At 40.9% G+C, this 21670-nt stretch carries 20 protein-coding genes; 4 read left to right on the top strand and 16 right to left on the bottom strand.

Going from position 1 to position 21670, the window contains the following annotated elements; genetic code table 11:
• The first annotated feature begins 87 nt into the window (after nt 1-87).
• On the top strand, nt 88-1125 hold the full coding sequence (locus AC1Z3S_RS02540; RefSeq protein ID WP_461739043.1) for a peptidylprolyl isomerase: 1038 nt from the start codon (nt 88-90) through the stop codon (nt 1123-1125).
• A gap of 137 nt (nt 1126-1262) precedes the next feature.
• On the opposite strand, the gene AC1Z3S_RS02535 is transcribed toward AC1Z3S_RS02540, so the two are convergent.
• The 14 genes from AC1Z3S_RS02535 to gnd all read right to left on the bottom strand — a co-directional run bounded on the left by AC1Z3S_RS02535 (nt 1263) and on the right by gnd (nt 15722).
• The gene (locus AC1Z3S_RS02535; RefSeq protein WP_461739042.1) at nt 1263-2207 is read right to left on the bottom strand and encodes a 3'-5' exoribonuclease YhaM family protein; all 945 of its coding nucleotides are present in this window, start codon (nt 2205-2207) and stop codon (nt 1263-1265) included.
• Nucleotides 2194-4896, bottom strand: coding sequence for an ATP-binding protein (locus tag AC1Z3S_RS02530; RefSeq protein WP_461739041.1), 2703 nt, complete (start codon nt 4894-4896; stop codon nt 2194-2196). Before AC1Z3S_RS02530 ends, AC1Z3S_RS02535 begins: the two co-directional genes overlap by 14 nt.
• 48 nt (nt 4897-4944) lie before the next feature.
• Nucleotides 4945-6123, bottom strand: coding sequence for a metallophosphoesterase family protein (locus AC1Z3S_RS02525; protein ID WP_461739040.1), 1179 nt, complete (start codon nt 6121-6123; stop codon nt 4945-4947).
• A 234-nt stretch (nt 6124-6357) separates the two neighbouring features.
• Complete coding sequence (locus AC1Z3S_RS02520; protein ID WP_461739039.1) at nt 6358-7080, bottom strand: HAD family hydrolase; 723 nt, start codon at nt 7078-7080, stop codon at nt 6358-6360.
• 138 nt (nt 7081-7218) lie between these two features.
• Nucleotides 7219-7860, bottom strand: coding sequence for a bifunctional 4-hydroxy-2-oxoglutarate aldolase/2-dehydro-3-deoxy-phosphogluconate aldolase (locus AC1Z3S_RS02515; RefSeq protein ID WP_461739038.1), 642 nt, complete (start codon nt 7858-7860; stop codon nt 7219-7221).
• A 25-nt stretch (nt 7861-7885) separates the two neighbouring features.
• Nucleotides 7886-8950, bottom strand: a complete 1065-nt coding sequence (gene uxuA / locus AC1Z3S_RS02510; RefSeq protein WP_461737024.1) for a mannonate dehydratase — start codon at nt 8948-8950, stop codon at nt 7886-7888.
• Between the two features lie 15 nt (nt 8951-8965).
• Nucleotides 8966-9412: a PTS sugar transporter subunit IIA gene (locus tag AC1Z3S_RS02505; RefSeq protein WP_461739037.1), complete on the bottom strand. Its 447-nt coding sequence runs from the start codon at nt 9410-9412 to the stop codon at nt 8966-8968.
• A gap of 26 nt (nt 9413-9438) precedes the next feature.
• The gene (locus AC1Z3S_RS02500; protein ID WP_461739036.1) at nt 9439-10326 is read right to left on the bottom strand and encodes a hypothetical protein; all 888 of its coding nucleotides are present in this window, start codon (nt 10324-10326) and stop codon (nt 9439-9441) included.
• Nucleotides 10327-10421: 95 nt separating this feature from the next.
• Nucleotides 10422-10928, bottom strand: coding sequence for a PTS sugar transporter subunit IIB (locus tag AC1Z3S_RS02495; RefSeq protein ID WP_461737027.1), 507 nt, complete (start codon nt 10926-10928; stop codon nt 10422-10424).
• 22 nt (nt 10929-10950) lie between these two features.
• Nucleotides 10951-11811, bottom strand: coding sequence for a PTS system mannose/fructose/sorbose family transporter subunit IID (locus AC1Z3S_RS02490; protein ID WP_461737028.1), 861 nt, complete (start codon nt 11809-11811; stop codon nt 10951-10953).
• A 21-nt stretch (nt 11812-11832) separates the two neighbouring features.
• The gene (locus AC1Z3S_RS02485; protein ID WP_461739035.1) at nt 11833-12681 is read right to left on the bottom strand and encodes a PTS mannose/fructose/sorbose/N-acetylgalactosamine transporter subunit IIC; all 849 of its coding nucleotides are present in this window, start codon (nt 12679-12681) and stop codon (nt 11833-11835) included.
• Nucleotides 12682-12699: 18 nt separating this feature from the next.
• Nucleotides 12700-13797, bottom strand: a complete 1098-nt coding sequence (locus tag AC1Z3S_RS02480) for an iron-containing alcohol dehydrogenase family protein (protein ID WP_461739034.1) — start codon at nt 13795-13797, stop codon at nt 12700-12702.
• Nucleotides 13798-13812: 15 nt separating this feature from the next.
• Complete coding sequence (locus AC1Z3S_RS02475) at nt 13813-14811, bottom strand: D-isomer specific 2-hydroxyacid dehydrogenase family protein (protein WP_461739033.1); 999 nt, start codon at nt 14809-14811, stop codon at nt 13813-13815.
• An 11-nt stretch (nt 14812-14822) separates the two neighbouring features.
• Nucleotides 14823-15722: a phosphogluconate dehydrogenase (NAD(+)-dependent, decarboxylating) gene (gene gnd / locus AC1Z3S_RS02470; protein WP_461739032.1), complete on the bottom strand. Its 900-nt coding sequence runs from the start codon at nt 15720-15722 to the stop codon at nt 14823-14825.
• A 154-nt stretch (nt 15723-15876) separates the two neighbouring features.
• Between gnd and AC1Z3S_RS02465 the strand changes: the two genes are divergently transcribed.
• The 3 genes from AC1Z3S_RS02465 to AC1Z3S_RS02455 all read left to right on the top strand — a co-directional run bounded on the left by AC1Z3S_RS02465 (nt 15877) and on the right by AC1Z3S_RS02455 (nt 18774).
• Nucleotides 15877-16728, top strand: a complete 852-nt coding sequence (locus AC1Z3S_RS02465) for a MurR/RpiR family transcriptional regulator (RefSeq protein WP_461737033.1) — start codon at nt 15877-15879, stop codon at nt 16726-16728.
• Nucleotides 16729-16891: 163 nt separating this feature from the next.
• A complete protein-coding gene (gene psiE, locus AC1Z3S_RS02460) occupies nt 16892-17323 on the top strand; it encodes a phosphate-starvation-inducible protein PsiE (protein ID WP_461739031.1) in 432 nt (143 codons plus the stop codon).
• Nucleotides 17324-17736: 413 nt separating this feature from the next.
• Entirely contained in the window at nt 17737-18774 is a 1038-nt protein-coding gene (locus tag AC1Z3S_RS02455) for an immunoglobulin-like domain-containing protein (protein WP_461739030.1), read from the top strand.
• 225 nt (nt 18775-18999) lie between these two features.
• Here AC1Z3S_RS02455 and AC1Z3S_RS02450 read toward each other — a convergent pair whose 3' ends face one another.
• Together AC1Z3S_RS02450 and AC1Z3S_RS02445 are read right to left on the bottom strand one after the other, a co-directional pair.
• Nucleotides 19000-19341 carry a YlbF/YmcA family competence regulator gene (locus tag AC1Z3S_RS02450; RefSeq protein WP_461737036.1) on the bottom strand — a complete coding sequence of 114 codons (342 nt, stop codon included), beginning with the start codon at nt 19339-19341 and terminating at the stop codon, nt 19000-19002.
• Nucleotides 19342-19406: 65 nt separating this feature from the next.
• Nucleotides 19407-21581, bottom strand: a complete 2175-nt coding sequence (locus AC1Z3S_RS02445) for a PBP1A family penicillin-binding protein (protein ID WP_461739029.1) — start codon at nt 21579-21581, stop codon at nt 19407-19409.
• Nucleotides 21582-21670 lie beyond the last annotated feature (89 nt).

The raw sequence follows: 21670 nt of genomic DNA, 5'->3' as shown, positions 1-21670 counted from the left end.
TGTGAATGATATTTTCCTTTTTAGTAATTGTGGTATAGTAGTAGTTGTGCAAACGCAAAAAAACTATTATAGGAGTGCAATTATTTAATGAAAAAGAAAATTTTGTTTACTACATTAGCCGCTGTTGGTTTGTTAGCTTTAGGGGCTTGTTCTAGCAGCAGCGAAAGCATGAGCGACGAAATCGCTACGTATAAAGGCGGTTCGATTACAGTCGAAGATTACTACGATGAAATCAAATTGAGCAGCACAAATACTAGCACATTACAAAACTTAATCATTTTTACCGTTTTTGAAGAAGTATACGGCGATGATGTCTCTGACGATGATGTGCAAGACCGTTATGACGAAATTGCTGCCAGCTATAGCGATTTTGATTCACAATTAGAAACTTACGGCTACACCGAAGAAACTTATAAGGCTGCTTTAAAACAAAACTTAGCTTTTGAAGCTGGTTTGAAGGCCAATGCTGAAGTAACTGACGAAGATTTAGAAACCGCTTGGGAAAGCTTCCACCCAGAAGTTGAAGCACAAATTATTTCTGTCACTGATGAAGACACTGCCAACAACATCGTGGACCAATTAAACAATGGTGGCGACTTTGAAGAATTAGCTACTGCCAATTCAACTAATAGCACTATTGATTTCACCTTTGATTCTACTTCAACTGATGTGCCTGATGAAGTGAAAACAGCGGCCTTTGAATTAGCCAATGACCAAGTATCTAGCGTAATTTCTGTAACTGATTCTTCTACTTACACAACTTACTACTATATCGTGAAAATGATTGCGACTTCTGATAAGGGCGATGATATGAGCGAATACGAAGATACTTTGAAGGAAGTTGCCTTAGATACGATTACGGCTGACCAAACTTTCCGGACTGAAACCATTGCGAAGGTTTTACAAGATGCTAATGTAACAATTAAAGACGACGACTTCTCAAGTCTATTATCAAGCTACTTAACAACAACTAGCTCATCAACAAGTGGTTCTGCTGCAACAAGTTCAAGTTCTGAAGCAACTTCAGATTCTTCAACCGCAGAATCTTCAACTGTTGAGTCTTCTACAACTGAATCATCAACTACAGAATCTTCTACAACTGAATCTAGTAGTGCAGCTGAATAATTAAAAATTGACCAGCCTTAGCTTTCAAACTAAGGCTGGTTTTTTAGTTTGAAAAAATTCATCTGCCATAACTAATAAAAGCGACCCTCAGAAATTAGCTTAAAAAACTAATTTTTAGAGGTCGCTTGATTTTTCTGTTATTCAGTTTTTGGTACATAAAAACTACGATTATCCATGCCGAAAATTCTTTCGGTGTATTGTCCCGGTTCCGTTTGTCGGATTGCTGAAAGCATCATTTGCATGGAAGCATCTAAATTATCAATTTGATGCAAAATTTCCGCCTCCATAATCCGCGGCCGAACAGGTGAACCGTATTCCAATAAGCCGTGATGCGCCAAGACCATATGCCGCAGCACAATCACATCCTCCGCCTTTTCGTCAATTTTTAACTGACCGCAGGCCTTGACGATTTCTTCGTCCACCATGACCAAATGGCCGACTAAATTTCCTTCAATTGTATATTCCGTGGCAACTGGTCCCGTCAATTCCATAACCTTACCTAGGTCATGGAGCAAAATCCCCGCATATAACAAAGAAGCATTTAGTTCTGGATATTCTTTAGCGATGCTTTTACCCAAATGCAGCATCGTCAATGTATGATAGGCTAAGCCACCGGCAAAGGCGTGGTGATTGCGTTTGGCCGCTGGAAACTCAAAAAATTCCTTTTGAAATTTATTCAATAAGAAACGGACAATCCGATTCCAATGGGCATTGGTGATTTCAAAAATCGTCTGGTTGATTTCCTCTTCCATCGCTTCCCGCTTAAGGGGCGCTCTTTCCATATACAAACTTGGATCAGCGGGCTCCTCTGGTTTCGCTAAGCGCAGATGCAAAATTTTAACCTGGGGATTTCCCTGATAAACTTCCCGCTTGCCAGTTAGCGAAACAACCTTTCCAGCTGTATAACGATTAATTTCTTCTTCAGAGGCATCCCAGTATTTTCCATCGATGGTCCCAGAAGTATCTTGGAAGGTAAAAGCGATAAATTTCTTTTTATTTTTAGCCAAACGGACATCGGCACCTTTAATCAAGACAAAAGATTCAAATTCTTCATCCAAGGTGAGCTGTTTAATTTTTTTCAAGGGAATTTCCTCCTAAATAATTTACCGATTGTTGAAACTCTTGATAATAGCTTAACATTTCCCGGTCAGAAGAGAAACAGATGATTTGCTGTTCTTTGCCAAATTCAGCCAAAAGTTTGGCTAATTGCTGCTTACGACGATAATCATAATGAAGCCAGCCGTCATCAATCATAATCGGAGCCAACTGTCGATTTTTTTCTAAAGCTAAAAAGCCAAAACGAATCGCCATCATTACCTGATCTCGGGTGCCGGTGGACAATTCAAATAAAGAAAACGTCTGCCGTTGAGCTCGTAAGATCAAATCCTCTTGGTACTCAATGCTCTGATAGCGCCCTTCTGTCAAAATCTCGATAAAGTGGCTGGCCTTACTCAACAAAGCTGGCAATTGGACATTGGAAAGTTCAGTCGATAAATCCCCCAAAAGATTTTCGGCAATCTTGTACTGGCTCCACTCAAGTGCTAACTGCTGAACCTCTGTTTCCAGCCCCGCCAGCTGAGCATATAGCTCATCTAAACGGCCATCTGCTTCCATCTGCTGAATTTCTGCCGTCAATCGCTGTTCTTCCTGCAAAATCCTTTGAGAGTGTTGATTGGTGGCGTCAATTTCCTTGCGTAAAGCCGTCTGCCCATATTGAAACTCAGTTTTTGTCAGTTCCATCGGGAAAAACTCGGCAATCACTGGCTCTAACTCCATTAATCGCTTTTCTGCGGCCCGCAGCTGATTTTCGGCTTCAATAAAGGACACCAAATCAGAGGGCTGCTTTAATTTGAACCGCTCCATAAAAGGCTGCAGCTGAGTCAAACTTTCCCGCTGCAATTTCGTCTGCTGCAAAAAATCCTGTTGAATAAATAAAATCTGCTGTTGACTTTGGCTAGCTTTGACCATCTGCATCTGGTGGGCAAAATCTTTAATCTGCTGGAAAATTTCTGGAATGCTGCTGTCTTTTAATGGCAGCCAAGGACTTAAAAACTGAATCTCGTTGAAAAATTGCTGCGCCTCTTGTTGGGCAGTTTCAAACACTGCCTGATCTTCAGAAAAATCCGCCAGCACCTTCAGATAATAAGTTAGATCCTGAAGGCCCTCAGAAAAATTCTCCAATGTCAGATTGCCTAAATGGTGACTGCGAATCTCCTCTGAAAAGTTTTGCTGCAATTGCTTAAGGCTCATTTCAGTAGTCTTTAGCTGCTCTTCATAGTCAAAAATTGCCCCTTGAACCTGATCCAACTGAACTAATTTTTCCTGCCACAGCTTTCTTTGACCAGTCTGTGGGCCAGTTGCTTTCTGTTGGCTTTGCTTATTGAAAAAGGTGAGATACCCGCCACTAATTAGTAGTAAGCCGGCTAAAAGGAAACCTAAGCCTCTAGCAACACCATTTAAACCTAAAAAACTAAAAATCCCTGCAACAAGACCACTGCCAAACAAAACTAGCGGCAGTGTTTTAGTAGATGTTGCAGCTGGGCGTTGCAGATTGTCATCTGCTTCTAAAAGCTCTACCTCTTGATCTAGTTGCGCCCGTTGTTCATCAGCTAATTGCAGGCGCAGATGCAGTTGCTGTTCTTCTGATAACAACTGTTGATAGTCATTTCGAAAGCGCTCCTGTTCGGCCGTTGATAAGGCCTGTGGTGGAAACTGCGGGCTCCAGCCCCAAACCGCTTGATAATTTTCTAAAAAATCTTGATCCTTTTGATTGCCCCGTTGATTTAAGCGCTCCAAAATCACTCGCAGCTGTGGTTCTTTTTGCAGAACCTGCTGAATTTGTTCTTCATTTTCTAAATAAAAATAAAAATCATTACCTAAATTGCTAGTGTCCTGCGCTTTTTCCCGCTGTTCTGCCAACTCTTCAATCCGTTTGGCCAGCTGCTGATATTTTTGATATTCCTCATTTAAAAATGCCAATTCCTGATCAGAAATTTGCGGGTGTGCCTGCTGCAGTCGTTGCCACTCCTCATATTGCGGCCAATGAGCTTCCTGTTGGGCAAAGGTCAGATTATCCTCTTGCAATTTGGCATTTTTTTGGGCCAGCTGGTTTAACTCCTGCTGCAATTTTTCCCGTTGCTGAATCAAACGGCCAAAACTTTCCTCTTGATCTTGTTTGTCTCGAACTTTTTTTTGTAACTGCTGCAATTGCCTCAGCTTCTCGTTTAGTGGCTGCCGCAGTCCCCGCCGTTTATAAATACTCTGGGCCTGATTATCAAAACGCTGACGCGTTTGAAAAATATCAGCACTGCCGACAGCGCCAAGGGAGGTCAACAGCTCATGCAATTCATTTTCCTGCAGCTGATTCAAATCCGTCAACTGCTCTTGGTTTAAAGTAAAGACTTTGCGAAAACTATCTTCTGTCAAAGGGCTTAAAACCTTCGTCAAATAGTCCTCATCAAAGCGATTGCCCTCTTTAAAAACCGTCGCTTTGCCGCGATTTTTTCCCCGGAAACGTTCAATCAGCAAGCTGCCATAAACAGGATGCAAAATCCACAGCCGTCCACCAAAGCTAGCACCGTCTGCCGGCTCGTAACTGCGCCGACGCTTGCCTTTATTAGGAAAGCCAAAGAGCATCACAATAATAAATTGATACAAAGTTGACTTGCCCTCTTCGTTCAAGCCAAAAAACAGCTGATTTCCTTTAACAAAATCAAAATTTGTTTGCTGCCATTTGCCAAAGCCGGCAATTTCTGCTTTGATTAATTCCATCTTGTCCTCGTTTCTATCACTAACCATAAATACTCTGTTAGTCTATGTTTACTCCTGCAGCTTAATTAATTTTTGCGTCGCCCTTAGCACCTGCTCTTGAAAATCATCAGCCAAAATCCCCCGCAAATCTGGATTAGCCGTTAAATCCTTGAGGGCATTATTAAAAATTTCCTGATCCTGATATAACGCCAGCCCTTGATTTAATAATTCTTCAGAAATCGGCAGTCCGCTTTCGCTTGCGACAGACTCTAAATTAATCTCAGTCACAACAATCGGCTCATGAACCTGTTGCAGCTGTTGGTTTAATAAGCTTAAGGCTTCTCCTGACTGAACACGTTTGATAAATTCATTTCCCAATTGGTCATAATCTTGTAAACTTAGTCGTAAAAAAGTCTGCTGCTGAGTCGCTAGCGCCGCCTTGATTTTCCCCACTAAAGTTGCTCCCAATTGACCGATTTCTTTCAAGTCTTTTAGGGAAATCTGCTGCGTCTGCCAGTCGACTTCAGCTACGGAAACAGCTTCAACTGAAAGATCACTGCCCTTAATATCAACTAATAAAACGCCAGTCCCACTATTTTCTTTTTGATTATGTCCTTGAGGCGTGCCAGCATAATAGCCCCGCTCAAAAACCTGTTGGCCTTTATGAATGTGCCCCAAAGCCCAATAATCATAACCTTTTTCTGCCAACTGACCGACTTGAAACGGCGCATAGCGATTTTGATTGCCGATTTCCCCATGATAAACGCCAATATGATAATCGACCCGCTCCCGCAGTGGAAATTCCAAAGCCTTTTCCTCTATAATCCACGGCTTAGTAAAACTAAAACCAGAAAAAGCCACGGTTTCACCATTGGCTAAAGGGATAATTTTTGTGCTGACCTTTTCTTCTGTAAAAACGATTGCCTCTTCGGGAAAATGAAACCAAAATTTATTTTCTTGATAGTAATCATGGTTGCCAAAAATCACCACAATTTGAATGTTTGCCTGCGCCAATTGCTGCAAGCCATCAAAAAAAAGCCGCTGCATTTTTAAAGAGGACTGTACCTGATGAAACGTATCTCCAGCTAAAATTACTGCGTCTACTTGTCGCTTTAAGGCAATATCCAGTGTGTTCTGCCAAACTTGTTGATTGATTCCCTCTAAACTCGTAAAATCAATTCCTTGATTTTGCGGCAGACCTTCAAAGGCCCGATCAAAATGAAAATCCGCTATATGTAAAAGTCGCATAAGGCCCTCCTTTTTTACTTTTGTTAATTTTATCATTCTTTGCTGGCAAATTCAGCAAAAAGGCGAAAATTTGTTCCCATAAAAAAACTGCCCCTTCAATTGATTAGCAAACAAAGTTTTGAAAAAAGACTGTTTTAGACGACCGCTTAATAAGCGGGGTATTGTCTTAAAAAGAAATTCGATAGCTTTTTTCAAATTTTTTATTTTACTAAACTGAAGTTGCAGTTAATTTGGCTAGTTGAGTTCTAGGTTTTTTTCTGCTAAAAAATTTTTGGCTGCCAGTAAATCGGTAAACTGAAAATCGGCAGTTGTCGGACTTTCTCGAAATTGACTCAAGTCTTTTATCAGAGGTGTGCCGTTTTTGCGCACCGGCAAATCCGTAATATCATCTTCAACCAGGATCACAGAAATCCCCGCATTATTGGCAGCTTGAATCCCCGCCCGGGAGTCTTCAAAAATAATCGCTTGCTTTTTTTCTACCCCTGCCCTTTGAACCGCCGCTAAAAATATTTCCGGATCTGGTTTCCCCTGGCTGACATCGTCACCAGTGATGATAAAATCAACATATTTTTCAACATCCTCTAATGCTAAATAGGTCCGAATTTTTTCCTCCGTATTAGAAGAGGCGACCGCTAGCAAAATTTGCTGTTCTTTGGCAAATTCCATCAATTCCACTAATCCTTTTTTCTTGAATACCCGCTGTTCGGCAGCAAAAATCTGGTCCTTATAATGCCCCATTGCCTCCCGCCAGCTATCTGTTGGCTGCTCTTCACCATAAAGCTCCTTCATACCTGCAAAAATAGCCGCCTCTGTTTTCCCCGTTAAATAATAGTACACATTATGCGTCATCTCATAATCAAATTCCCCCGCAGATTTCAAATACGCTCGGTATGCTAAGCGCCCAGTCTCAAACATCAGACCATCCATATCAAAAATAAACAATATTAATTTAGCCAAGTTGTTGCCCCCTTAATAAAAAAATCCCATAGGCCCATGCAGAATCTCCGCCTGACTATGTGCTGTCTTCTATAAAAAGAAAACAGCTAAAATCAAAACTTAATTCCTTCGTGAACTTATGGGATATCTCATAAATTTTTATTGCTTAATGCCCTTTACTAAGTCTGCCAGCACTTTGTTTGCACTGACGCCATTGTCTTTTTTGATGGCTTCCTCTGAAATAATAAAGGAGCCGCCCACAGCAATGATGCCTTCAGTTGCTAAATATTCCAAGTAATTGGTATCATTGATACCGCCTGTCGGTAAAAATTCCACATCGTAAAATGGCCCCCGCAATGCTTTGATGGCCTTTAAGCCGCCGTAAATATCGGCTGGGAAGAATTTCACGACTTTAATGCCATACTCAGTTGCCCGCTGAATATCACCGGGAGTAGCAGTGCCTGGAAAAATGGGAATGCCTTGTTGGATGCTGTACTCAATCACTGCTGGCACAACTGCCGGCGAAACGATAAATTGAGCACCATTTTCAACTGCCTGCTGGGCCTGCTCCAATGTCCGCACCGTGCCGGCTCCGACAATTAATTTTCCGGAAGCCGCCAATTTTTCAATTGCGGCAGCAGCCAAGCTACTGCGGAAGGTCACTTCGATAAATTTGATATCATTGGCAACTAAAATTTCTTCTAATTTATCTAAATAAGATAAATCTGTTGCTGTGTACAATGGCAATAATTTAGTTTCAGCAATTTGCTGATACAGTTGGTGATTCATATCTGCTAACATCAGAAAAGCCTCTTTTCTCGCAAATTTATTTTGAACTTTTGCTAACTGCTTCGTGTAGTCCTTGCATGTAAGTGATGCCCATTGCTCGGTCGTAAAGTCCATACCCCGGCATTGCGACCTCGCCCCAGACTGTGCGGCCGTGGTCTGGCCGAATCACGCCATCAAAGCCGACATCCACTAAAGCCTTCATCAGCGCATACATATCCAAAGAACCCTCTGTTGAAAGATGAGCTGATTCTTCAAATTTACGCTCCCCTAAGAATTTTACATTCCGGAAGTGGACAAAATTAATCCGCTGACCGACTTCGTGAATCATTTCAACTAAATCATTATCAGGATCAGCCCCCAACGAACCGGTACACATGGTAATTCCGTTGTAAGGTGAATCGACGATGCTCAAGATTTTCTTCAAATCGGTGAGGTTTTTGGTAATCCGTGGAAAATCAAAAATTTCCCATGGTGGATCATCCGGATGAATCGCCATTTTGACGTCCATCTCCTCGCAAACCGGAATGATTTTCTTTAAGAAATAAGCAAGGTTGTCAAATAAAATTTCTTCAGTAACGCCTTCGTAAATCTCCACCAAGCTGTTGAACTTATTCAAGCGTTCTTCTTCCCAGCCCGGTAGTTTGAAGCCTCGAGATTGGCTGTGAATCAATTGATACATTTCACTTGGCTGCATATTGTCTACAACTGATTGATCGTACATCAAAGAAAAACTGCCATCTTCATTTTCGTAGAACAAATTAGTTTTAGCCCAGCCAAAAATTGGCTTGAAGCTGTAACAAATCATATGAACATCACATTTAGACAAATTTTTAATCGTTTGAATATAATTGTCGATGTATTTATCCCGTTCATCTGTGCCTGCTTTGATAGCATCGTGAATTGCAACACTCTCAATACCTAATAATTCCAAATTCCCAGCCTCAATCGAATCTTTTAAAGCCTGAATTTCACTTACTTCCCAGACATCTCCTGGCATTTTATTGAGTAGCGTGCCAACAATGCCATTAATTCCCGGAATTTGTCTTACATTGGCTAAAGGAATGGAATCTCCTTCACCGTACCATCTAAATCCCCATTTCATCTGCTGTCCTCCTTTTTAAAAATCATCGTCCTCGTCGTCATCATCGGCCACTTGTGAGACATGCCACAAGTTTAAGCCGGCTGTCCCTTGATCTAGAACCGCTTGTCCAACTTCTGCAATATCCGTTCCCAGCAATTGATGATTAATCGTTTCAATCAACATCGGTAAATTCACTCCGCCGATAATATACACAGCATCCTGCAATTCCGTATCCAAACCACTCGCAATTAAAACGGATTGGTTGTACGGACTGGCACTTACTAAATCGGTCAAAATAATGACCCCATCTCCTTGATTCACTGACAGAACCGCCGCTTTAATTTTTTCTCCTAAAGCTTGCACATCATCGCCTTGGTTTAGATTGACAGTCGCGATGTTATTAGTCGCGCCAATAATGACTTCTGCTGAATCCTTCAGTCCATCGCTTAACGTGCCGTGGGTGGCAATTACAATTCCTAACATTGAACATCCTCCTCATATACTAGGTCTTACTTATCTGCTAACAATTTCCTAACTTTTTCTAGATTTTCTACGTTTAAGGTTTTCTGATTCAATTTTTCTGGAGACAGCTGATATTCCGCTGGCTCTCCGTCAGCAGCAAAGATGTAATTCACCTGACTGCTCTTCATTTCATAAGCAATTTGGGCGGCTTCCAATGTTTTTTGCGATATATTTTGACCGATAAAATGCAATGGCGCCGAAGCTCCAATACAATCTAGGTAGAAAAGTTGTGCCCGGGGACTGCTACTTTGCCGCAAGACCTCTAACCCGACTTCCCCATAACTACCTTCGTCAATAAAAGCGAAAGCTGTCTTCTTATCAGTCATCTCCTTGGCCATGGACAACAAAAACAAGACCGACGAAGTATTCCGAATCAAATTATTTCGTCGTGAAAGCCCTTGGGTCACTTTGCCAAGACCATAAAAATAAATTCCAAAAATCACAATAGCCAATAATGTTATTGGTGAAGAAATATCAAAGGGGCTGGTGACCATATTCATATAAAGTAGCGTACCGCCAATGCCGACTGCCACCATCAATAAAGTCGAGGCAAGGATAAACTGCAACGTCTTTTTCCCTTGCTGTTGTGAATTAAAGAAACGATAGCCACCAAAGCTTTGCGGCGGTGTATCATAATAGCTGCAAATTATTTTATCGGCCTTTTCAATATCTCCAACATAAATATTGCGGGAAGCATTTTTCTTTGTTGCATTGTACTCCACCACTTGAATATCTTGGCGAAATTTGGCGACATCTGCCACCAAAGCAGAAATAAACCGTTTTTTACTGCGGTCAGTCCGCCTAACCCGCATCACATATTGGTAACGAAATAACCAATCCTTAAATTCTTCACCTGTAAACATGTTATCACCCATCATTTCCACTCTTTAAAGAGAAGGCTGTGACATCCCCTGCCGATTTGCATTATCAGCAAATCTGCTTAGTCAATGGCACAGCCAAGTTTATTTTCCTATAAATTAAATTGTTTCAAAACATCTTGCAGACTGGATTTTGGTGCTGAAGGTGTTGCTTGGAAATAGATATCTTTAACGCCGTAATTTTCATTCAAATCCTTCAAGCGTTCTGCATCCTCTTTATTCAGATAAACTGATTTGGTCACTAATAAGTCTTTGTCCGGGTCCTTTTGGGCAATCCCGCCAATATTTAATTCCTCCATTGGAATACCATGTTTCACCAAATCATAAATTGTGCTGACCGTTTTCACAATCAAGATACAATTATAATCTTTGAATTCATATTCATCCCAATAGAATTTGGCTTTTTCGGGGGTGATGACAATTGTTTTTTGTCCAGTTCGACTACCGGCATTTTTATACAAGTCCCGCATAAATTTATCTTTCGCAACTACTTCATCCACAACGAAGATTGAATTGACACCGCTTTTTTGTGAAAGAGTCACCATCACTTGACCATGAATTAAACGTTCATCGACCCGTGCTAAATTAATTTTTCCCATTTTAGAACCACTTCCTTAATTTTTATAGTATTCCGATACCAGCCAAGACAATTAATATTGCTGTCAGCCATAACAGGGCTTTCGTTACATTGAGACCTTTTTTCGTGTAATACCAGTATACACCCATTACGACTGCCAGTGGTAAAATCCCAGGGACAATCTGATCGAGAATATCCTGAACAATAAACTCTCGGCCTGAAATCGCAAACTGTAATGTCGATGAAACTTTGACATAGTTACCAGCTAAGACTCCCATCATAAACAAACCAAGTACAGAAAGAGTTTCAATCGCTGTTTGAACGCCGGTACTTTGCATCAATCCTGAAGCATTGCGACCCATACTGAAGGCCTGCCGTGCAAAGAAAACACCTAAAACTGCTTGATAAATCGCAAAACAGACAAACGGGAAGAGTGCACCTAGAGCACTTCCTTGTTGAGCCCAAGGGACAGCAATAGCGATAAAGATATATTGGACTGTTCCTGAGTCAATCGCATCCCCAATACCAGCTAAAGCGCCCATCAGACCAGCTTTGGTATTGTACATTAAATCATCTTGCATCATGACTTCTTTTTCTTCGTATTCCTCTTCAGCCCGTTGTTGTTCCATCGATGACATCAGACCGGTGATAACGCCCCCACCCCAACTCAGCTGAGTATTGAAGAACAATAGCTGCCGTTTATAAGCGGCCTTTAGTGAATCATCATTTTTATAGAGTTTTCTTAAAATCGGCATCATCGCGTAAAGTAGAGATGGTGCTAGATAGCGTTCGAATGAATGAGGAATTTCATTGGCGAAATGCCATCTTAAGTAGGCTTTCGTCACATCTTTTTTAGTTATATCCTCTGGTGCTAAATTAGTTTTAGTCGTTACTTCTTCTGCCATGTTTTTCGCTCCTCCTTTGGTTTAGAACCCGTCATCGTAATCATCGTCGTCATCAAAATCACTACTTGATCCGCCATTTTCGCTGCTGGTACTAGCTACGGCTTTATTTTTACCGCCCTTTTGCGATTGGACAAAGATTAAGGCAATTAAAACGCCGAAAATTGCATAAGTTACCATCGTGATTTCTAATGAAGCCAAGACAACACTCATAAAGTATGCCAAGAAGAAGAACACCATAAAGTCTTTACGACCGATAACATAAACAGTTGTCGCAATCCCGATAGCAGCTAAACCACCACCGACTACTTCTAAAATGTGAATCACAACGGTTCCTTCTAAAGCATTGATAACATCGGCAATAACTGGTGCGCCAAAGTACAAAGCAATAAAGACTAAAGGTACAAACAGAATAAAGGAAGCAATCGTCGGATACCAGATGATAGAACGAGCAATTGCTTTTGGATTTAAATCTTCCACTGCTTTATCCGTATACTTACCTAAGAAAGTATTGATAAAGAAACGGAATTGATACAAATAGCTTCCTAACAAACCAACTGGAACGGCAACAGCAATCGCTGCCTCCGGTTGTAAATCCCCTAAAAGAGCTACCGGTACGGCAATCGCTGCGGCAATTGACGGCTCTGCCGGCATCGAACCCCCTGGTGAGAAAACTCCCATATAAATCATCTGTAAAGCGGCAGTAACAATCATCGCCTGTGCGACATCTCCCATAATAATCCCTACGACCAAACCGGTCATTAAAGGTGAGAAACGCAGGGTTAAAGTCGCCCCACCACCTAGCCATCTTGACATGACAGCGGCAACCCATAGGGCAATCAGTAAACTTTGAACTACAGTTAATGTATTCATTTTATCCTCCTCTAAACCTTATTTAAAATAATCTTCTAATTGATAAATCGCATCCCGTAATAAGTCCTTGGTAATTGGAATCGGAATCAAGTGGACTTTTTCTTTTGAATCAATAAAATCAACAATTTCAGTAATCACTTGAGGATCCTCTGGAAAGATTTCCATTTGATGTAGAGAAATCGGCAAGTTTAACTCTCGATAAAATGGCATTAAATCATCAATTTCTGACCACTTGTTTTCCAGTGCCATCTGATAAAAAATTCCGTAAGCCACTTTTTCCCCATGGAGAAAGTGATGACTTTTTGGCAGATATTTACTGATAGCATCATGCATTGCATGAGCAGCGGCATTGCGGGCGTATTTATCACCTAAGCCCCCCACCAAACCAGCGACAGCAAAAACAATTTCTGAAAGATGGACAAATTCTTCTGAGACGATACCTGACTGCATATCTGCTATGGCTTTAGCGCCATCTTCCATGATTGCTTCTTTACACAGTTGCGCCACATAACCAGCAACTTGTAAGAAAGGTTCCTTTTGCAATTCTGGTTGAGCCAAAATACTGACAGATTCATACCACTTTGCAATCGTATCAGCTAACCCGGCGATAAAATATTCAACCGGTGCATCAATCACTAATTCTGGATCAGTAATCAAAAAATTCGCTTGTCTAAGATAATGCTCCGACTTGCCTTCTGACTCACCGCTTTCTTTATACATGACGGACAGTGGCGTCCATGGTGCACAATTACTAGCTAGAGTTGGAATCACTCCAAAATTCACATTTAATTGATGGGCAGAAAAGCCAACTAAATCGGCCAGTTTCCCACCGCCAACACCAACGATAAAATCAATTTTCTGCGCTACCACCAATTCAGCAATCAAGTCTGCTCCATAATAGCTACACTCACCAGTATAGCGATGATAGAAAAATTGATAATTTGGATTTTGTAAAAAATCCAAGCGTGGTCGTGCTTTTTCCCAAGAAACATTCCCGTGTACCACAAGGATTCGCTGAGCTTGGAACTCATCTAAGACCGTTGGCACAAAATCTAGCGCTCCTTGATGATAGCGATAAAATTGTGGTCCAACCTTGACCTTTAAATCTGTTAGCACCCTACAACACCCCTTTTAAAAAAGATACTTACTCACAGCTTGTACCGCCCGTTCCGGCAATCTCTGTTTTGACACATCAATAACATCCCGCACGCATTTATTACCCATTTCCTCTAAACATTCCATTGTATAGGCCGAGGTATGGGGCGTGATGACGACATTTTCAAATGCTAGATAAGGATGATCCTTTCTGCCAGGCTCTTCTTCTAACACATCAGTTGCAAAGCCGGCAATCTTACCAGAAGTTAAGCCAGCAACAATGGCCGCTTCACTGACTAAAGCACCGCGAGCACTGTTAGAAATATACACATGCTCCTTCATCTGAGCAATTTCAGTAGTATCAATCATATGATAATTTTCTTCGGTTAGGTTAGCACAGAGGCAAATAATATCTGATTTCGCTAAAAGCTCAGCAAACTCAACTTTTTTCCCACCGTAACTTTGAATATGCAGATGGGATTTATAAGGATCATAGGCTAAGACCTCGCAACGGAATCCATTACGCAATATTTCAACAACGCAGCTACCCGTATTGCCGACACCAATTACACCGACTGTCTTATTGAAAAGAGTACGACCAACAAAATCGGCCCGCTTCTCCCACTGATCTTTGCGAACAGCATTTTGAGCTTCAACAGTGCAACGGAGCAATGCTAATAAATTGGTGACATTATTTTCTGCGACAGCATCCCGCTCTACTAATGCTGGGATAATGGTGACGATGGTATTATGTTTTTTTGCTGCCTCTAGGTCTACATTGTTATACCCGATGCCATGCCGAGTTATTAAAATAAGTTCATCTTTATAATCAAAAAATTCCTGAGTAAAAAATGGCGTGACACTAGCAATAATAATATTGTAACCTTGTAAAATCTCAGCAAGCTCCTTGCCACCAATCTCACCGTCGACATTAAAAAATTCTACCGGTCCAATCTTCTCTAATTCAGCAATATGCTGGGAAAAGACTTTTCCAAAACTGCTGGAATTAACAATAGCAATTGAATAGTTTGACACCCTACGCCCTCCTAATCCTTTTTCACGACTGCATGACCACCAAATCCATTACGTAAAGCTGAAACAACTTTTGCTGAAAAACTATCTTCTTCCTGCGACAAGTTCCGCATAAACAAACTTAAAGCAATTGTCGGTACTGGCACCTCCATTTCAAGGGCCGTTTCTACCGTCCATTTGGCTTCACCTGAGGCCGCAACTACTCCACGGTAATCTGCCAGTTTAGGGCTCTCTCTAAATTGCGCTTCAGCAATTTCCATTAGCCAGCTACGAACAACTGAACCATGATTCCACACCTTGGCAACATCGGCTAAATCAAAATTGTAATCACTTTGCTCTACCAATTGAAAGCCTTCGCCAATCGCTTGCATCATACCGTATTCAATCCCGTTATGGACCATTTTTAGAAAATGGCCACTGCCTGAAGCACCAGCATATAAATAGCCCTTCTCCACCGCCAAATCTTGAAAAATTTGTTCAATAGACGAAAAAACTTCCTGGTCTCCGCCAATCATCAAACAAGCATCTTGACGGGCACCAGAAATCCCACCTGAGGTCCCGCAGTCAAAGTAGCTGATGTGTTTTTCGGCAAATTTGGCAGCTCGTCTAATTGAATCTTTGTAATTCGAATTGCCGCCTTCGATTACGATATCGTTTTCATTTAACAATGGAAAGAAAACATCTAAAACATTTTCGGTAATCTCTCCAGCTGGCAACATCAACCAGATAATCCGTCGTTCATTAAAGGATGCAACCAAATCTTCCGCTTCAGAGAAAATAGTAATTCCTTTCTCTTTTGCTGCTTTCACCGCTTCAACCGAAACATCCATCCCTTTGACATCATAACCATGATCTTTTAAGTTGTAAGCAAGATTTAAGCCCATCTTTCCCAAACCGACAACCCCAACTTCCATGTTAGCGCCTCCAATCTTTATAATTTCATTATACAAAAAAATATTTTTTTGTAAAGGCAAAAATAAAAAATATTTTTTGTTGATTTTTTTTTGCAAACGCTGTATCTTTACTTTAGAAACAACTGAACCCGAAAAACGTAAAGGAGGGTACCAGATGACTGTCTCCATTCGTTTACAAATTAAGACAATGTACGATAGTTTTAGTCCCAAAGAACAAAGGATAGCCGATTTTATTTTAGAAAATCCCCTGCAGGTCAGCCACAGTTCTATTAGTGATATTGCCAATCAGCTGGCGATTGCTGACTCGACTTTTTTTCAGTTTACAAAAAAGCTCGGTTATAATGGCTTCAAAGATTTCAAAATGGCTCTTTTAACTCAAGAAAAAGATTTTCCGGCCATCTCTATCCACGAAAATATTCAAAAAGACGATAGCAATCTGACAAAGGCGCAAAAAGTCTTTGACTCCAATATCTCAACACTAACAGACACGAGAAAGCTCCTAACTGAGGAGGATTTGGATAAGGCTGTCAGCTATATCAACAATGCCCAACGTTTATACTTTTTTGGTGTGGGGGGCTCAGAAATTGTCGCCACTGATGCCTATCATAAGTTTCTACGTTCGCCGGCAACAGTCTTCCACAGCACAGATTATCACATTCAATTAATGGAAGCTTCTTTGATGACAAAAGATGATTGTGCCATTTTGATTTCACATACTGGAAAATCAAAGGAAACCATTCGCATTGCAAAACTAATTAAAGAAACTGGCGCCAAAATCATCGTATTGACCAGCTATGCCCGCTCACCCTTAGCGGCCTTTGGTGATGTCGTCTTTATCGCAATCTCTGAGGAAACTGAATTCCGCTCTGAGGCATTGGCTTCGCGGATTTCTCAGCTGAGTATCATGGACTCGCTTTATGTCATCTTGATGTTTTCCAAGACAGAAGCAGCCCAAGAATCTATTTCTAAGGTTCGCAAAGCTATTTCTTCCATTAAAGATATGTAAAATTGCCGGCTTTTACTACCCCATTCCCCACCCCAAAAGGACAGCAACCCATCTCTTCTAGAGAAAGTTGCTGTCCTTTTTATGTCCTTTTGGCGGCAAAAAAGATAAATCCAAAAACAAAAAGTTTTTCTTATGGTAAAATTAAACAAAAGGAGCCGAAAATATGAATGAAACCCGTTACCATGAATTAAAGAAAATTCTAAATATTATTTTAGATGTTGTTTTAGGAATCTTAGCCGTTATCGTTTTAATCTTTATGGCCCGCTATCTGCTAGATTTGTGGCGTTTTATCTTTGAACCTGTCAATTCAGACAACTTTACAATTATCATGTCGGAGATTACTTCCTTCTTTATGTTGTTTGAATTTGTGATGATGATTGTCCGCTATATTCAAGAAGGTCATCACATTCCGATTCGCTATTTGATTTTAATCAGCTTGACTGCGATTTTAAGGCAGCTGCTGGTAATCCATGGAGAAGCCGAGCAAACTCTGCTCTTATCGATTTCAATTCTCCTATTAGTGATTGTCCTTTACATTTTAAACAAAGTCAGCACTTCATTTCATAACCATCATCATGACCAAGAAAATCCTTAACCAAAAATTGCCTGCGAAATAAATTTCGTGACAGTTATTTAATTCTTCAAATTTTTCTAAATTTAGAAAAATTTGAAGAATTTTTTTGTGCTATTTTTTCATTTTCAAAAAAAAATGAAAATGTTTTTATAGGTTCCAAAAACCCTTGTCAAGTCATACGACTCAAGGAATCATTCATTTTTTACCCCTTAAAAAAACTCTGAGAACGTTATTTTATCTGTCTTTTTTTATATATGCAGAAAAATTCTTGAAATTGAACGGGAAACCCTTGAGAGCCATAAGGTTTTTCACTTTTGTTATTTCAAAACCGATTCCGGAACTACAGCTTTTAACTGAATCGGCTCTATACTATGGGTGTAGATTTGATTTATCGATAAATGGAATCCGCCAATAAAAATTTGGAGGACCCAAAAATGAAAGATACGAATAAAAAGTTGATGGTTGTAGGAATTTTAGTTGCTGGTGCGGTATTTGTCTCAGGTGGTGCCTTGGCATACCAATCACTAACTCCTGCAGACGTTGCAGATGCAGAAACTTTAAGCAGTGTTGACTTAGCTAATCAACTGGCTGCTGACAGTACAGAAGATTCAATTCAATTAATCGAAAATGTTCCCGAAGCTGGTGATTCTCTCACAGATAATGTTGCACCGGTAATTACGACGGAAGATGTGACAATTGATGAAGGAACCGATTTAAATATTTTAGATGGTGTAACCGCCAAAGATAATGTTGATAAGGATGTAACAGATCAAATTCAAACAGATGGTACAGATGGTACAGTTGATACCCAAACACCTGGCACTTATGAAGTTAAATTGAGTGTCACTGATAAAGCTGGTAATACTGGAACGGCTACTAAAACTGTTACAGTCAATGAAGTTGTTCAACCTGAAGCAGTTGCGCAAACTGTCAGCCAAGATACAACGGCTGCAAGCTCTTCTACTACAACTGCTGATAATTCATCAGCAGCGAGCGATTCTAGTAGTGCTGCTCAAAGCAGTAGCACATCGACCAATGTTTCAGCAACTTCATCATATTCAGCAATGACCATGTACCTTGCCGGCACAGCCATCCCTTACCAAAATGGCGGCCAAGGTAGCGGTCAAAACATTATTGACAGCAATCCCAATGGAACGATTTCTACTTGGGGAGGTGCAGCTGTTCAATCTGGTACAGATGGCTTAAACACACACTTTATTGGCCATAACCCTGGTATTTTCTCAGCAATTTTCAGTTTAGGTTCTGGCAGCCAGATTGTTGTCACTGACAGCAATGGCACACCAACCACTTATACAGTCTCTTCAATTTTCCAAGTCAATGATTCTGCTGTCGGTATTAGCGACGGTGTTAACTACTGGAGCACCATTACCGGAAGCGGTGGCGGTGAAAGAATTACATTGCAGGCTTGTGTCAATGATACTGTTAATTTAATTGTCGTAGCCTACGCTTAACCGTAGCCTTCCTATCAATTGCAAATAAATAAAACCGAAGCTCTCACTAGTCGGCCTTTAGCAAATTGTTCATTTTTAGCAATCTGCACTTGGTTTTCTTAGAGAGCTTCGGTTTTTTCATTTTCCAAAATACAAAAAAGAGCCTCCACCGCGACTGAAAACTCTAAAGGTCAATTACTTACCTCTATAATTTTATCGCGGAGAAGCTCTTTAGTTTTAACTTAATTATCCTTGATACATTTCCCGTACTGGCGTCATGATGATGCGGTTTAAGTCATTCATAATTGTGCTGAAGGCTTGTTCCTTTTCCATCATAGTATTAATTAATGGTGCAGCTTGAACTTTCGCTGCCATTTCCTGTGCGTTAGTAGCATCTTCATCGGTGATTTCTTGACCTTGCATGCTTTTTTCTTGTAATTGCATTTGCAATGCTTGGAAATCTTGGAACACTTGATACGCTTCACTGTCAGCTTTAACTGCTTCAAAAGCTTCCTGTAGGGCTTTAAATTCAGGTAAAGTTCTGATTTCTTGTTCGATTTGATTGGCACTATCGTAAATATTAGACATTTGGATAAGCTCCTTTTCTTGATATCTTTTATTGTAACATGAAATCCGCCTTTTGATAGGCAAAATTAATCTCCGGTAATTGAATTCCACCAGTCGCTGGCACCGCCGACAAGGTTGTCAAAGCCATCTTTAATCTGACCACCAATTTCCTTCAAGCTGTCGCCAACACCACTCAATGAATCTGACCAGCTACTATTGTTATCAGAGCTGGAATCACTGCTGCCACTTGTATCATTGTAATCCTCTGTAGAAACAACTTGACCATCTGTCAAATAGGCGTCAACAACATCAAAGCTGGCCGATTCCACATAAGGTAAAATAGCCTCCGTCTGCGCCTTGAAGACCGGCGCGACTCCAGTACTGCTGGAGCCTTCAAGATAATGACTTTCATCCGTCGTCGGAAAACCAATCCAAGTTGCGACAACAATATTAGGCGTATAGCCGACAATCCATTGGTCACTATTGGCTGTATCAGAGAAACTGGCTTCTTGAGTACCAGTTTTCCCTGCCAGCGTATACCCGCTAGGATTGGCTCTTGAACCTGTCCCATTTGAAAAGACTCCTAATAGCATACTCGTCATAGCATCCGTGACATCACTGCTGGTCACTTTCGAGCCACTTTGATCCGTGTTGTCAACAATCACGGCGCCGCTAGAATCCACAATTCTAGTAACTAGATGAGTGTCATACAAGGTGCCGCCATTGGCAAAGACCGCATAAGCTTCAGCCATCTGCTGCGGAGACACACCCTTTTCCAAGCCACCCAGGGCGAGACCATAATAAGCATCTGATTCTGCCAGTGGAATGCCAAATTTTTGCGTTTCGGCATAGCCGACATCGACACCAATTTCATTTAGCAGCCAGACAGCCGGACTATTTAAACTTTGGGCAACCGCCTGATACATTGGGACTTCACCGGAATAGGTGCCATCATAGTTCTTAACATCATAATAATCCAGTGCCGTATCCTGTAAAATACTGCTTGGCGTGTAACCCGCCTCTAAGGCAGCCGTATAAACACTAATTGGTTTTAAAGTGGAGCCTGGTGCGCGTTGTGTCTGAGTGGCATAGTTAAAGCCCCTCAGGGTATAATCGCCTCTGCCCCCCACCAAGGCTGTCACACCACCGGTATTAGGGTCAACGGCAACTGAGCCGGATTGAACGATTTGCCCATCTGCTGCCGCATCCGGGAAGAGATAATCATTTTCATAAACTGTTTGCATGGCGGTTTGCTGATTTTGATCTAAGGCTGTATAAATCTGATAACCATCCTGTAACAAATCTTCTTCATTAATGCCATATTCATTGGTGATTTCATTGATAACTGCATCAAAATAATACGGATAGCTGTAGTCATCTTTGGCTTCATAATTATCATAAAGCAATGTTGTAATATCGACGCTGTTTTCAGCATCATATTGCTCTTGAGTAATAACGGCATCCTCCAGCATCAAAGACAGCACCGTGCTTTTCCGATTGTTGGCATTTTCTGGATTGTCGATTGGATTATAAATACTTGGTCCCTTCAGCATGCCAGCCAGCATGGCCGCTTCACTGATGGTGACTTCACTAGCGCTAACGCCAAAATATTTCTGAGCTGCATCTTCAACGCCCCAAACACCATTTCCAAAATAACCATTATTCAGATACATTTCTAAAATTTGATCCTTTGAGTATTTCTTCTCAATTTCAATCGCCATAAATAATTCTTTGGCTTTCCGGGTTAAGGTTTGATCTTGAGTTAAAAAGGCATTTTTGGCTAATTGCTGGGTGATGGTACTCCCACCACCGGCAATCGAACCCGATCGCAGCGAGTTAAAGGCCGCCCGTAAAATCCCCTTAATACTGAAGCCATTATGACTATAAAAGGTTTTATCCTCTGTGGCAATCACCGCCTGTTGAATATAAGTTGAAATATTCGCCAAATCCGTGTAGGTACCCTTTTGACCGAAAGTTCCTGTCAAAGAGCCCGCTTCTTCCCCATCTTTGTCATAAACTACGGTGGAGGCCCGCAAATTTGATTCCAAATCGGCTACATCGACTGATTTAGCAACTGTATATAGATAAATGCTAGTAACTAAAACTGCTACTAAGGATAATAAAATAATAATTTTATTGATGTGATATTTTTTCCAAATCCGCTTACGGGCTTGATGAAATCTTGATAGATATGGCTTAAGCCAGTGCCAAAACTTTTTGAACCCTTCGCCGATTTTTTTTAAAATTCCTTGAAAATCCATTTAAGGCTACTCCGTTTCCAATAAAAATTGTAAAATATGCTATATAGTTTACCATAAGTCTAACTGTTCTAAAATTTTAGGATAGCCCT

Source organism: Enterococcus sp. LJL90, assembly GCF_056924355.1.
Note: the sequence above shows the minus strand (reverse complement) of the source record. Positions and strands in the feature narration are given on the sequence as shown.